Raw genomic sequence first — 13,518 nt, 5'->3', positions numbered from 1 at the left:
GTCATGGGGACGCTCTGAATGACCGATGCACATCTCGAAGGAAAGGTCGCCTGGGTGACCGGCTCCAGCCGCGGGATCGGGCTGGAGATCGCGGCGCGGCTGGCCGCTTGCGGGGCGCAGGTCGTCCTGCACGGATCGTCGGCCGCCTCGCCGCAGCCGGCGGGCGCCGGGGAACCGCTGCCGGCGGCCGCCGACAGGCTGCGGGCCGCGCACGGAGTCGACGCCATGCACGTCCACGGCGACCTGTCCCGGCCGGCCGTGGCGCAGGCGCTGGCGGAACAGATCCGCGAGCGGTTCGGCCGGATCGACATCCTGGTGAACAATGCCGGCGGCGACATCGGAGCCGGCGGAGTCGCCGCGCCGAAAGCGGGCAAGCCGGAAGGCAACGATGCGCTTTTCATCGCCGACGAGGACTTGCGGGCGGTCCTGGACCGGAACCTGATGACATGCATTTTCGCGTGCCGCGCAGTCGTTCCGGAAATGATCGCGCGCCGGCGGGGATGGGTCGTGAACGTCGGCAGCATCGCCGGGCTGGTGGGAACCGCGGAGTCCGCGATCTATGCCACGGCGAAGGCCGCGGTGCACGAATACACGCGCTGTCTGGCGGCCATGCTGCGGCCCCACGGCGTCTACGCGAACGCCGTCGCGCCGGGCAATACGCTGACCGAGCGCTTCAAGGCCAGCCGCACGATCGACCAGGACAAGGCCGTCGCCGGAGGCTCGCTCGAACGCTACGGCTGGCCGCGGGAAATCGCGCGCGCGGTGGAGTTCCTGGTGTCGGACGCGGCCTCCTACGTCAGCGGCCAGATTCTCCGGGTGGATGGCGGCCAGCAGCTCTGGCCCGCCTGACCGGGCGCGCCGTCCTCATCCGGCTGTCCGGGTTAAAACGCTATACTCCGGGACCGGGCGACGATATCGCGCCGCCGGACGCGCGGTGAACCAACGGAACGGACAGGAAGACAGCCCATGAAGATCGCCAGCTGGAACGTCAATTCGCTCAAGATCCGCCTGCCGCAGCTGCTCGAATGGCTGGAGGCGCGCCGGCCCGACGTGGTGTGCCTGCAGGAGACCAAGCTGGAGGACCACAATTTCCCGCGCGCGGAGATCGAGGCCGCGGGCTACGAGACCCGTTTCTCGGGGCAGAAGACCTACAACGGCGTGGCGCTGCTCTCGCGGATGCCGCTGGACGACGTGGTCTGCGGCAACCCGCGCTTCCCCGACGCACAGAAGCGCCTGATCGCGGCGACGGCCGGGGATACCCGCGTCATCTGCGCCTACGTGCCCAACGGCCAGGCGGTCGGCAGCGACAAGTACGCCTACAAGCTCGACTGGCTGCGCGCCCTGGCCGACTGGCTCGGGGAGGAAATGGCCGGACACCCGCAACTGGCCGTGGCCGGGGATTTCAACATCGCGCCGGAAGACCGCGACGTCTACGACCCGGTCGCCTGGGCCGGCCAGGTGCTGTGTTCGGAGCCGGAACGCGCCGCCTTCCGGCAGCTGCAGGCGCTCGGGCTGCAGGACAGCTTCCGGCTGTTCGAGCAGCCGGAGAAGACCTATTCCTGGTGGGACTACCGGATGCTCGGCTTCCAGAAGAACAACGGCCTGCGCATCGACCACATCCTGCTCTCGGCGCCGCTGGCCGGACGCTGCCGCGCGGCCGGCGTCGACCGCGAGATGCGCAAGCGGGAACGCCCGTCGGACCACGCACCGGTGACGGCCGAGATCGACGACTGATCCCGGCCGGTTCCGGTTTCGGGCGCTAGTTCTGCGGCGAATCCGCGGCGCGGGCCACCGCCTCGCCGGCGCGGAATTCGTCGAGCAGGGCCTGCAGGCGCGCCGTGCCGACGTCGTACGCGGCGTTGCCCAGCGGCAGGTGGCGCGGCGGGTTCGGCGAGCGGACCGCGTCGACGATGGCGCGCACCGCGCGCAGCGGATCGCCGGGCTGCTTCCCGGAATGGGCGCGCAGCTGCTCGCGCTTGACGCCCGCCGTCGCCGCGTAGTCGTCGATGCGCACCGGGCTCTCGTTGGCCGAGCGCCCGGCCCAGTCGGTGCGGAAACCGCTCGGCTCGACGACGATGACCTTGATGCCCAGCGGCTCGACTTCCTGCGCCAGCGCGCCGGACAGGCCCTCGACCGCGAACTTGGTCGCGCAGTAGTAGCCGAGCGCCGCGAAGGGTTTGATGCCCGCCAGCGAGGAGATGTTGATGACGAAGCCGCTGCGTTGCGCGCGCATCGCCGGCAGCACGGCCTGCGTCATGCGCCCGAGGCCGAACACGTTGACCTCGAACATGCGGCGCACCTCGGCGTCCTCGCTTTCCTCGACGGCGCCGAAGTAGCCGATGCCGGCGTTGTTGACCAGCACGTCGATGCGCCCGAAGCGCGCCAGGGCGGCCTTGACCGCCGCGTCGACCTGAGCCGGATCGGTCACGTCCAGCCGCAGCACCTGCGCCTGCGGGGAGGCGGCGAACTCCTGCAGATCCTCCGGCCGGCGCGCCGTGACCACCGCCCGGTCGCCGCATGCCAGGACGTGCCGCGCCAGATCCCGGCCGAACCCCGTGGAGCAGCCGGTGATGAACCACACCCGGCCCGCGCCGGTCCCGCTATCGCCATTCGCCATCTCGAGTCCTTTCGCTGTTTTTGGAACAGCGTTTTATTCTACTGCGTTGGCGAGGCGAACGTAATCGGCGACGGACAGCGTTTCGGCCCGGGCGGTGGGGGCGATGCCGAGCCGGGCGAACAGGGCTTCGTCGACGCTGCCCTTCAGGGTGTTGCGCAGCATCTTGCGCCGCTGCGAGAAGGCCGCGGCGACCAGCGCGGCGAAGCGCGCCGCGTCGCGCGCCGCCAGTTCGCCGGGAGCGCGCGGAATCAGCCGGACCACCGCCGAATCGACCTTCGGCGCCGGGTCGAAGGATTCCGGCGGCACGTCGAGCAGCCAGTCCATGACGAAGCGGTACTGCAGCATGACCGACAGCCGCCCGTAGTCGGCGCTGCCCGGTTCGGCCACCATGCGTTCGACGACTTCCTTCTGCAGCATGAAATGCATGTCGTACACGCGGTCGACGAACTGCGCCAGGTGGAACAGCAGGGGCGTCGAGATGTTGTACGGCAGGTTGCCGACCACGCGCAGCTTGCGGCCGGCGGCGGCCAGACTGCCGAAATCGAAGGCCAGCGCGTCGCCCGCATGGATGCTCAGCCGGTCGGCAGGGAAACGCTGCCGCAGGCGGGCGACGATGTCGCGGTCGATCTCGACGACGTGCAGATGGTCGAGCCGCTGCAGCAGCGGTTCGGTCAAGGCGCCGAGGCCGGGGCCGATCTCGACGACGAGGTCGTCGCGTTGCGGCGCGACGGCGGCGACGATGCCGCCGATCACTTGCGCGTCGATCAGGAAATTCTGCCCGAAACGTTTGCGCGCAATGTGCTTGCTCATCCGCCGAACCTCGACTCGAACGTTTCAGTGTCGGCTAACCTGCGCCAGCAGCTTGCGCCGGAGCCAGAACGCTTGCGCGCGACGTGCCGGCTCATGCCCGGCGGCTCCGCACCGCGCTCACGCGGGCGATCCGTCCCGCCGCGCCAGCGCCGCCATGGCCACGGCCTGCTCGACGGCGGTGAACAGGCTGCCGGGATCGGCGCGCCCCGTTCCGGCCAGTTCGAGCGCGGTGCCGTGGTCGACCGAGGTGCGGATCACCGGCAGGCCGAGCGTGACGTTGATCCCGTTGCCGAAGGTGGCGTACTTGAGCGCCGTCAGGCCCTGGTCGTGGTACATCGCCAGCACGCAGTCGCCCTGGGCCAGGATGGGCGGCGTGAACAGCGTGTCCGCCGGCAGCGGGCCGGTCAGCCGCATGCCCTCGGCGCGCAGCTGGTCCAGCACGGGAGAGATCACCGTGATTTCCTCGTCGCCGAGGTAGCCGCCCTCGCCCGCGTGCGGATTGAGCCCGGCCACCAGGATGCGCGGCTGCGCGATCCCGTAGCGGCGGCGCAGGTCGGCGTGCAGGATGCGCAGCGTGCGCTCCAGCGACTCGCGGGTGATCGCGGCGGGGACGTCGCGCAGCGGCAGATGGGTAGTGGCCAGCGCCACGCGCAGGTCGCCGCCCGCGAGCATCATCACCACCCGCCCGGTATGCGTGCGCTCGGCGAGATATTCCGTGTGGCCGGTAAACGGGATGCCGGCGTCGTTGATCACGCCCTTGTGCACCGGCGCCGTCACCATCGCCGCGAATTCGCCCACCAGGCATCCGTCCAGCGCCCGGTCGAGCAGGCGCAGCACGTAGCGGGAATTGGCCGGATCGAGCCGGCCTGGGAGCGACGCCGCGTCGGCCGCGAGGTGCAGCACGTCGAGCGTGCCCGGTTGCGCCGGCGCCCCGGCCTGCCAGTCGCGCACCGCGACCGGCGCGCCGAGCAGGCGGGCGCGCGCGGCGAGCAGGTCCCGGTCGCCCAGCACCACGAGCCGGGCGGCAAAGCGCGCCTGCGCGGCCGGTTCGGCCAACCGCAGGCAGAGCTCCGGCCCGATGCCGGCCGGTTCGCCGGAAGTGACGGCGATCACGGGTGCGGCGCGCATGGAATCAGCGATCCTCCAGTTTCAGTTCGACGTAGGCGCGGTCGCGCGCCTGCCGCAGCCAGTCCTGATAGGACTCGTCCAGCTTGCGCTCGCGCAGCGCCTGGCGCGCGGCGTTGCGCTGGCGGTCGGAGGAGGCTTCCTGCACGCGGCGCTCCAGCACTTCGATCAGGTGGTAGCCGAACGGCGACTTGACGGGACGGCTGACCTCGCCGGGCTTGAGCGCATCCATCGCCCGCTCGAACTCGGGCACGGTGTCGCCGGGGTAGATCCACCCCAGGTCGCCGCCCTTGGTGGCCGAACCGTCCTGCGAATGCAGGCGCGCCAGTTCGGCGAAGCTCTCGCCATGCACGATGCGGTCGTAGAGCCCTTCCAGCTTGTGCAGCGCCTCGGCGTCCGACACCAGTTCGTTCACCTTGATCAGGATGTGCCGGGCGTGCGTCTGCTGCACCGCCTCCACGCCGGCGCCGCCGCGCTTGTTCACCAGCTTGACGATGTGGAAGCCGTTGGGGCTGCGCAGCAGCGGCGCCACTTCGCCGACCTTCAGCCTGACCACGGCGTCGGCGAAGATGCCGGGCAGGCGGTCCAGCGGGCGCATGCCCAGGCTGCCGCCCTGCAGACCGTCCGGCGCGTCCGAATAGGCGGCGGCGAGCTGCGAAAAATTCTCGCCCTTGGCCGCGCGTTCGAGAATCTGGTCGGCCTTGGCCCTGAGCGTGCCGATCTGCTCGGGGCTGGCCGATTCGGGGGAGCGCAGCAGGATATGCGCCACTTCGAACTGCTCCGCCGTGCCGCCCTTGCCCGCCTCGCTCTGCAGATAGTTGTCGATCTCGCCTTCCGAGATGACGATCTTGCTGTCCACCTCGCGCTCGCGCACCCGGACGATGATCATCTCGTTGCGGATGTCCTCGCGGAACTTGGCGAACTGCATGCCGTCCCGCTCCAGCGCCTGGCGGAACTGCCCCATCGACAGGTTGTTGCTGGCGGCGATGCGCTGGATCGCCTGGTCGAGCTGCGCGTCGTCGACGCGCACGCCGATGTCGCGGGCGTGCTGGAGCTGCACCTTGTCCATCACCATGCGTTCGAGCATCTGCTGTTCGAGCACGTCGCGCGGCGGCAGCGGCGTGCCCTGCCGGCGCAGCTGGCTGACCGCGGCCTCGACGCGATTGCGCAGCTCGTACAGGGTGATCACCTCGTCGTTGACCACCGCCACGATGCGGTCCGCCGGCAGCGGTTCGGCGCTGGCGCGCGTCGGCGCCTGCGCCGACGCGATGCCGGTCATGAAAACGAACAACAGTGCGATACGCAGCAAAGACATCATATGCAAACCTCAGTCACCGAAGACGGATGCGGAATCGTTGTCGCCGATCAGGCTGTAGCCCTGGATGTTCCGCTTGAGCAGATTCAGCGGATTCGAGCCGATGCGCCCGAGGCCGCTCAGTTCGATCTGCACGAAGAAGGAGGTCGAGGCGTCCGCCGACGTCAGGGCCTGGCGCCGGATGACGCCGCGCAGAATCCAGCAGCCGCCGTTGTACTCGAGCCCGGCGATCGACTCGATGACGCGCCCGCCCTGGCCGCCGGTGGACAGCACCGTGCCGTCGTCCTTGAACGAATAGTTCAGGCGGCCGACGCCGTGCCAGCGGCCGCCGAGCGGCCACTGCCCGGAGACGTCCACCTGGTTGACCGGCGAGCTCGTCTCGCTGTTGTAGCGATAGGAGGCGTTCAGCACCTTGCCCGGCTCGGGCTGGTAGCGCATCCCCACCGAATAGCGTTCGGTGCGCTTGTCGTTCAGATCGAACTGCCAGGCCGTGTCGGCGTAAACCTTCGGCAGGATCTGCCCGCTGAAGCCGGCCAGGAAGTCGGAACGGTCCCACTTGTCGCCGTCGCTGGCAACGGCGGCGCCGCTCAGCGCCACCTTGCTGCGGGTGAAGTAGTAACGCTGGCCGACCATCGCGCGCATGATCTCGTTGCCGGTCTCGGGCTCGATCAGGCGGCTGGTCAGCGCCGCGGTCAGCTGGTTGGCGTTGTTGATGCGGTCCCACCCGGAGAACTGGTTCTCGGAAAAGATCTGGGCGAAATTGAAGTCCGCCAGCCCCGTGTCGAACAGCGGAATGTCGCTCTGGTCCTTGTACGGGATGTTCAGGTAGTAGAGCCGCGGTTCGAGGGTCTGGGTGTAGTCGCGCCCGAACCAGTTGCTCGAACGCTCGAAGGTCATCCCCGAGTCGACGCTGAAAATCGGCAGCGAGACCGACATCGAGCCGGGCGCGCCGGCGGCCTGGCCGGTCAGCGAATAGCTGCGGTAGTTCACCCCGACCTTGGGCGTCACGTACCAGCCCGGCGTCACGTAGGGCACCGAGATCTGCGGATAGAGGACGGTGCGGTTGCCGTCCGGGTAGATCGTGCCGTACTGCTCGCGCTCCGAGATGGTGAAGTGCGTGTATTGCCCGAGGAAATTGAGGTCCGTGCCGTGGAAATCCGGCTTGCGCGCGTTGAAGGTGACCTGCGGCAGCATGCGGTACTGTTCCAGCACCGGATTGTTCTTGTCGGACTGCAGGGTCTGATACTGCTGGAAGTTGACCGACGTGCTCCACCACGCGGCGCCGTAGGTCAGCATCCCCTGCTGCAGCAGTTGTGTCTTCGACGTGCTGGTGATGTCCGAGGACAGGTCGGTGTAATAGTCGTCGTCGGACACCTTGTTGTAGTTGATCACCCCGCCGAAGCCGCTGGAGGTGGTCTGGTTGTGCACCAGGGCGATGCCGTAGCGGTTGTCCCCGTCGCGCAGGCGGTCGCCGGGCAGGAACTCGGCGTTCAGCTTGCCGTTGTAGGCGCCGCCGAACGCGGTGTTGAGGTAGCGGAATTCGTTGCCGATCTGGAGGCCGCGCTTGGTCATCAGGCGCGGCGAGATGGTCGCGTCCATGTTCGGCGCGATGTTCCAGTAGTACGGCTGCTCGTACTCGAAGCCGTTGTCGCTGCTGGTGCCGAAGGACGGCGCCAGGAAGCCCGACTTGCGCTCGTTGTTCAGCGAAAAGGACAGCCACGGGGAGTAGAGGATCGGCACGTCCTTGAAGTAGATGGTCGCGGCCTTGCCTTCGCCGACCTCGCGGTCGTAGTCCAGCTTCATCTCGTCGGTGCGCACGTACCAGTCATCGTTGCCCACCGGGCAGGTGGTGAAGGTGTTCTTCAGCAGGCGGTACTGGTTTTCCCCCTCGAAGTCGATGCGCTCCGCCTCGCCGCGCGACTCCGTGGTCGTGCTGAGCTTGATCTTCTCGCTGAAGCTGGTCTGGCCGGGCACGAATTTCATCGTCTGCGGCGAGGCGAAGCCGGAATTCCACATGGAGGCGTCGGCCAGCTTTCCGAGCTGGCGGTCCGATTCCTCGCGGTCCGCGGCCGTCTTGCCGCCGAGCAGCGACGAATGCTTGAGGAAGTAGGACGGCTGCTCGAAGTACCCGATCTGGTCCTCCAGCCGCAGCCGCATCTTCGGCCCGGTGACGACGTCCTCCTCCTGCTGCAGGCGCACGCTGCCCTCGGCCTCGACCTCGTCCTCCAGCGGCCAGTAGGTCATCAGGTCCGCGTTGATCACGGAACCGGGCTTGCGCAGTTCGGCCTCGCCTTCCGCGACGAATTCCCGATTGATCTCGCCCTGCATGCGCAGCGCGCTCAGGAACACCGGCCGCGGCACCGCGCTGTCCTTGGGCGGCGGCACCATCTTCGAGGCGGCGCGCAGGGCCAGCGCCGGTCCGCGATCCGCAGACTCCTCCTGGCCGCGCGCCACGTCGCGTGGCGCCTCGCCCGTTCCCGCCGGCGGCACGCGCGGCGCCGCCGCCGGGGACGGCGCGGCGGCCGGGGCGGGACGTCCGGCGAGCTGCGCCGCCGGCGCGGACGGCGGCAGGCCGAGCAGCGCCGGATCGACGCGCAGCGGCTCCAGCGCCGTGGCCTTGGGGGCGGCAGCGGCGGCAGGAAGCGTGGTGCCCGGGGCCGCTTCCCGGACGGCCTGCGGAGCGGCGCTCCGGGCCTGTGCGGGAGCCTGTGCGGGAGCCTGTGCGGGAGCCTGTGCGGGAGCCTGTGCGGGAGCCTGTGCGGGAGCCTGTGCGGGAGCCTGTGCGGGAGCCTGTGCGGGAGCCTGTGCGGGAGCCGGCGCCGGACGGGCGGCGTCCGGGGCGGCATCCTCCCTGGCAGGAGGCGCCGGAATCTCGGCGCCGCGCTCGGGTGCGGGCCGGGCCGGACTGGGCGCTGCCGGCCGCGCGGGCGGCGTCGGGGCCTGCTCCGGCTGCTTTTGCTGTACCTCCGCCGCCGGTTCCGGCGGCGTCGCGGGCGTCACCGGCCGGACTTCGACGGCCGCCGGCTCGACCGGCCGGACGACCGGCTGGTCTTCCACGGAACCTTTCCGCTCCTCGCGGGGCGCGGCGGGGGGCTGCGGCTCGGGCGCGGCGGGCGGCAGGCCCAGCAGCGCCGGGTCGACCTGCAGCGGGGCCGGCGCCTGCGCCGCGGCCTCGCCGGGATACCCGCCGGCGAGCACGCCGGCCAGGCCGCAGCAGAGCAGAAGCGCAAGTTGTTGGCGTCGGTCAGTCCGATTCATCCGAACGTTTCAGAGGTAGTCAGGGGCACGCGCGGCATCCGCGGCGCGGCGTGCGATGAGCCAATGGGGCGAATGGTAAAATCGCAGCATTCTAGCATCTAAGCCAAAGGAGAAGCGGCATGCCGCGTACCATCCTGCTGCGCGCGTGGCTGAGCCGCCAGTTGCCGGGCCAGCGCAGCGACCGGGACCTCCGGATCGAGCCGGCGTCGGCGGACGCCAGCTTCCGCCGCTACTTCCGCGTCATGCTCGACGACGGCGGCACGCGCATCGTCATGGACGCGCCGCCCGCGCACGAGGACTGCCGGCCGTTCCTGCGGGTCGCCGCCCTGTTCCGCGAGGCCGGCGTGCACGTCCCCGAGGTATATGCGCAGGACCTCGCACAGGGTTTCCTGCTGCTTTCCGACCTGGGCGGCACCACCTACCTGGACGTGCTCGACGCGGCGACGGCGCCGGCGCTCTACGGCGACGCCAACGCCGCGCTGATCGACATCCAGCGCGCCAGCCGCCCCGGCGTGCTGCCCGACTACGACCGCGCGCTGCTCGAACGCGAACTCAACCTGTTCCCCGACTGGTACGTGGCCAAGCATCTGGGCGCCGCCCTGGAGCCGGACCAGGCGGCCGCGCTGCGCGGCGTGTTCGAGACGCTGCTCGCCAACAACCTGGCGCAGCCGCGCGTCTTCGTCCATCGCGACTACCATTCGCGCAACCTGATGGCCATCGCCGGCGCCTATCCGGCGAACCCCGGCATCATCGACTTCCAGGACGCCGTCTACGGCCCGATCACCTACGACCTCGTCTCGCTCTACCGCGACGCCTACGTCGCCTGGGAGGAGGAACGGGAGCTCGATTTCGTGATCCGCTACTGGGAAGCCGCCCGCCGGGCCGGCCTGCCGGTCGATGCCGACTTCGACACGTTCTACCGCGACTACGAATGGATGGGCGCGCAGCGCCAGCTCAAGGTGCTCGGCATCTTCGCCCGCCTCTGCCACCGCGACGGCAAGGACGGCTACCTGAAGGACATGCCGCGCGTGCTGGCCTACCTGCGCCGCACCTGCGGCCGCTACGCCGCGCTGGCGCCGCTCGCGCGCCTGCTCGACCGGCTGGAGAACCGGCAGGCGGCGACCGGGCTGACCTTCTGATGAAGGCGATGATCCTCGCCGCCGGACGCGGCGAACGCATGCGCCCGCTCACCGACGCCACGCCCAAGCCGCTGCTCGCCGCCGGCGGCAAGCCGCTGATCGTCTGGCACCTGGAGCGCCTGGCCGCCAGCGGCTTCCGCGAGGTGGTGATCAACCACGCGCACCTCGGCGCGCAGATCGAGGCCGCGCTCGGCGACGGGCGCGCGTTCGGCCTGTCCATCCGTTACTCGCCGGAACCGCCCGGCGCGCTGGAAACCGCCGGCGGCATCGCGCACGCCCTGCCGCTGCTCGGCGAGGCGCCGTTCCTGGTGGTCAACGGCGACGTCTGGTGCGACTGGGATTTCCGGCGGGCATATGCCCTCGCCGACCGCCTGGCCCACCTGGTCTTCGTCGACAACCCACCGCAGCACGCGAGCGGCGACTTCTGCCTGGACGGCGAGGTGGTGCGCTACGCCGCCGAGCGCCACGGACCGACCTACACCTACGCCGGCACCGGCGTCTTCGCCCCGCGCTTCTTCGCCGGCGTGCCGGACGGCGCGGTCATGAAGCTGCGCCCGCTGCTCGACGCCGCCATCGCCCGCCGCGAGCTGACCGGGGAACATTACACCGGCCGCTGGGTCGACGTGGGGACGCCGGCACGGCTGGCGGAGCTGGACGCCGAACTCCGCCGCACCAGCGAGCTGACTCCCCGACAAAACTAAAGTCCATCGCCCGGCTCCGCCGGTCAAAACAAGAAGGAGGAAATCGACCCATCATGAACTACGCCCCTTTTTACGCCCGCCGGCGGGCTCTGCTGGAAACGCTCGGCGACGGCGTCGCCATCATCCCCACGGCGCCTGAACGCTTCCGCAACCGCGATTCGCACCATCCCTACCGCTACGATAGCTATTTCTGGTATCTCACCGGCTTCCCGGAACCCGGCGCGGCGCTGGTCCTGGTCGGCGGCAGCGCGCCGCGCGCGCTGCTGTTCTGCCGCGAGAAGAATCCCGAGCGGGAAACCTGGGACGGCTTCCGCTACGGGCCGGACGCCGCGCGCGAGGCGTTCGGCTTCGACGAGGCGCATCCGATCGGCGAACTCGAACGCCGGCTGCCCGAGCTGATCGCCGGCCGCGACGTGCTGTGGCACATGCTCGGACACGACGCCGAATGGGACGCGAAGATCGTCGCCGCGCTCAACGCCGTGCGCGCCCAGGCGCGCGCCGGCAAGCACGCGCCGGCGCTGATCCGCGACCCGCGCGAGCCGCTCGACCGCATGCGCCTCGTCAAGGACGCGCACGAGATCGAGCGCATGCGCCGCGCCGCGGCCATCGCCTCGGCGGGGCATGCCCGCGCCATGCGCGCCTGCCGCCCCGGCCTCGGCGAATACGCGCTGGAGGCCGAATTGATCTACGAGTTCCGCCGCAGCGGCGCGGCCGGGCACTCCTTCCCGCCGATCGTCGCGGGCGGCGCCGGCGCCTGCGTGCTGCACTACGTGAACAACGACAAGGAACTCGCCGACGGCGCGTTGGTGCTGATCGACGCCGGCTGCGAGTTCGACGGCTACGCCGCCGACATCACCCGCACCTTCCCGGTCAACGGCCGCTTCAGCGGCGTGCAGCGCGACGTGTATGAGATCGTCCTCGCCGCGCAGGCCGCGGCCATCGCCGCCGTCGCGCCCGGCGCGCCGTTCATCGCCTACCACGAGGCCGCCCTGCGGGTGCTGGTGCGGGGCATGGTCGACCTCGGCCTGCTGGCGGGCGACGTTGACGGGCTGATCGACGGCGAGGCCTACAAGCCGTTCTACATGCACCGCACCGGGCACTGGCTGGGCCTCGACGTGCATGACGCCGGCGACTACAAGACCGGCGACGCCTGGACGCCGCTCGCCGCCGGCATGACGCTGACCGTCGAGCCGGGGCTGTACGTCCCGCCGGACGCCAACGTGCCCGCGCACCTGCGCGGCATCGGCATCCGCATCGAGGACGACGTGCTGGTCACCGCCCACGGCGCCGAGGTCTATACCAATGCGCCGAAGACGATCGCCGCCATCGAGGAGGCCATGCGCCATGACTGAGGCCGCGCCGGCCCTCGACGCCGACGTGCTGATCGTCGGCGCCGGGCCGGTCGGGACCACGCTGGCCCTGGCCCTGGCCGACGGTCCGCTGCGCGTGCAGCTGCTCGACCGGCAGCCCGCCGGCGCCTGGCGCCGCGACCCGCGCGCGCTGGCCCTGTCGCACGGCACCCGGCAGCTGCTCGAACGCCTGGGCGCCTGGAACGCCGCCGCGGCCACGCCGATCCGCGGCATCCACGTCTCGCAGCGCGGCGGTTTCGGCCGCACCCGCATCGACGCCGACGAGCACGGCCTGCCGGCGCTGGGCTACGTGATGCGCTACCGCGACCTGCTGGCGGCCCTGCACGCGCGGCTCGCAGAGGAACGGCTGCTCGCGCCCTGCGCGCTCAAGGCGGTCGAGCCCGCGCCGGCGCACGCCACGGCCACACTCGACCACCAGGGCGAAACCCGGCGCGTCGCCGCCCGCCTGATCGTGCACGCCGAAGGCACGCCGCAGGACGGCCCGGGCCTGACCGTGCGCGATTACGGCCAGCATGCCGTGGTCTGCGAAGTCACGCCCGCGGAACCGCATGACAACCGCGCCTGGGAACGTTTCACCCCGGACGGGCCGCTGGCCCTGCTGCCGGTCGGCGGCGACTACGCCGTGGTGTTCACCGTGCCGCCGGACAAGGCGGCGGCGCTGCTGGCGCTCGACGACGCCGGCTTCCTGGCCGCGCTCAACGCGCAGTTCGGCGGCCGCGCGCGGCTGGTCGCCGCCGGGCCGCGCGCCAGCTTCCCGCTCTCCCTGCGCCTGCGCCGGCAGCTTGCGCGCGAGCGCCAGGTCTGGCTGGGCAACACCGCGCAGACGCTGCACCCGGTCTCCGGCCAGGGCTTCAACCTGGGCCTGCGCGACGCCTGGGAACTGGCCGAGACGCTGCTCGACAACCCGGACGATCCCGGCCGGGCAGGCCCGCTCGCCGCCTACGCGCGCGGCCGCCAGACCGACCGCTGGGGCAGCGCGCTGTTCACCGACGGCGTGGTACGCGCCTTCTCCAACGACCTGCCGCCGCTGCGGGCGCTGCGCGGGCTCGGCCTGCTGGCGCTGGACGCCGCCCCGCCGCTGCGCCGCTTCGTCGCCCGCCGCATGATCTGGGGCGCGCGCGCCTGGCTCTAGGCCCCGACCGCCGGCGCCGGCAATCCCACCGTCCGGCGTCTCGCGTATGAT

At 70.8% G+C, this 13,518-nt stretch carries 11 protein-coding genes; 6 read left to right on the top strand and 5 right to left on the bottom strand.

Features of this window, described 5'->3' with window-relative positions:
• The first annotated feature begins 18 nt into the window (after positions 1-18).
• Positions 19-849, top strand: coding sequence for an SDR family NAD(P)-dependent oxidoreductase (locus QM701_RS17050; RefSeq protein ID WP_415168204.1), 831 nt, complete (start codon positions 19-21; stop codon positions 847-849).
• Positions 850-966: 117 nt separating this feature from the next.
• Positions 967-1,734 carry an exodeoxyribonuclease III gene (gene xth, locus QM701_RS17045; RefSeq protein ID WP_415168203.1) on the top strand — a complete coding sequence of 256 codons (768 nt, stop codon included), beginning with the start codon at positions 967-969 and terminating at the stop codon, positions 1,732-1,734.
• Positions 1,735-1,759: 25 nt separating this feature from the next.
• Here the strand turns inward: xth and QM701_RS17040 are convergent, their stop codons facing one another.
• The 5 genes from QM701_RS17040 to QM701_RS17020 all read right to left on the bottom strand — a co-directional run bounded on the left by QM701_RS17040 (position 1,760) and on the right by QM701_RS17020 (position 9,125).
• Entirely contained in the window at positions 1,760-2,617 is an 858-nt protein-coding gene (locus tag QM701_RS17040; RefSeq protein ID WP_415168202.1) for an oxidoreductase, read from the bottom strand.
• Positions 2,618-2,650: 33 nt separating this feature from the next.
• Positions 2,651-3,427 carry a 16S rRNA (adenine(1518)-N(6)/adenine(1519)-N(6))-dimethyltransferase RsmA gene (gene rsmA / locus QM701_RS17035; protein WP_415168201.1) on the bottom strand — a complete coding sequence of 259 codons (777 nt, stop codon included), beginning with the start codon at positions 3,425-3,427 and terminating at the stop codon, positions 2,651-2,653.
• A gap of 117 nt (positions 3,428-3,544) precedes the next feature.
• Positions 3,545-4,555 (bottom strand): 4-hydroxythreonine-4-phosphate dehydrogenase PdxA, encoded by a 1,011-nt coding sequence (gene pdxA, locus QM701_RS17030; protein WP_415168200.1) that lies wholly within the window; start codon positions 4,553-4,555, stop codon positions 3,545-3,547.
• 4 nt (positions 4,556-4,559) lie between these two features.
• Positions 4,560-5,870, bottom strand: coding sequence for a peptidylprolyl isomerase (locus QM701_RS17025; protein ID WP_415168199.1), 1,311 nt, complete (start codon positions 5,868-5,870; stop codon positions 4,560-4,562).
• Positions 5,871-5,879: 9 nt separating this feature from the next.
• Entirely contained in the window at positions 5,880-9,125 is a 3,246-nt protein-coding gene (locus tag QM701_RS17020; protein WP_415168198.1) for an LPS-assembly protein LptD, read from the bottom strand.
• 119 nt (positions 9,126-9,244) lie between these two features.
• Here QM701_RS17020 and QM701_RS17015 point away from each other — a divergent pair, with 119 nt between their 5' ends.
• From QM701_RS17015 to QM701_RS17000, 4 genes are read left to right on the top strand one after another with little or no spacing between them, the layout of a single operon-like run.
• Positions 9,245-10,264, top strand: a complete 1,020-nt coding sequence (locus QM701_RS17015; protein ID WP_415168197.1) for an aminoglycoside phosphotransferase family protein — start codon at positions 9,245-9,247, stop codon at positions 10,262-10,264.
• Complete coding sequence (gene murU / locus QM701_RS17010; protein WP_415168196.1) at positions 10,264-10,965, top strand: N-acetylmuramate alpha-1-phosphate uridylyltransferase MurU; 702 nt, start codon at positions 10,264-10,266, stop codon at positions 10,963-10,965. Before QM701_RS17015 ends, murU begins: the two co-directional genes overlap by 1 nt.
• 53 nt (positions 10,966-11,018) lie before the next feature.
• Positions 11,019-12,317, top strand: coding sequence for an aminopeptidase P N-terminal domain-containing protein (locus QM701_RS17005; protein ID WP_415168195.1), 1,299 nt, complete (start codon positions 11,019-11,021; stop codon positions 12,315-12,317).
• A complete protein-coding gene (locus tag QM701_RS17000) occupies positions 12,310-13,467 on the top strand; it encodes an FAD-dependent monooxygenase (RefSeq protein ID WP_415168194.1) in 1,158 nt (385 codons plus the stop codon). Before QM701_RS17005 ends, QM701_RS17000 begins: the two co-directional genes overlap by 8 nt.
• Positions 13,468-13,518 lie beyond the last annotated feature (51 nt).

Origin of the sequence: Propionivibrio sp., from assembly GCF_047602565.1 — a bacterium.
Classification (GTDB): Bacteria; Pseudomonadota; Gammaproteobacteria; order Burkholderiales; family Rhodocyclaceae; genus Propionivibrio.
This window is presented reverse-complemented; position numbering and strand designations above follow the sequence as displayed.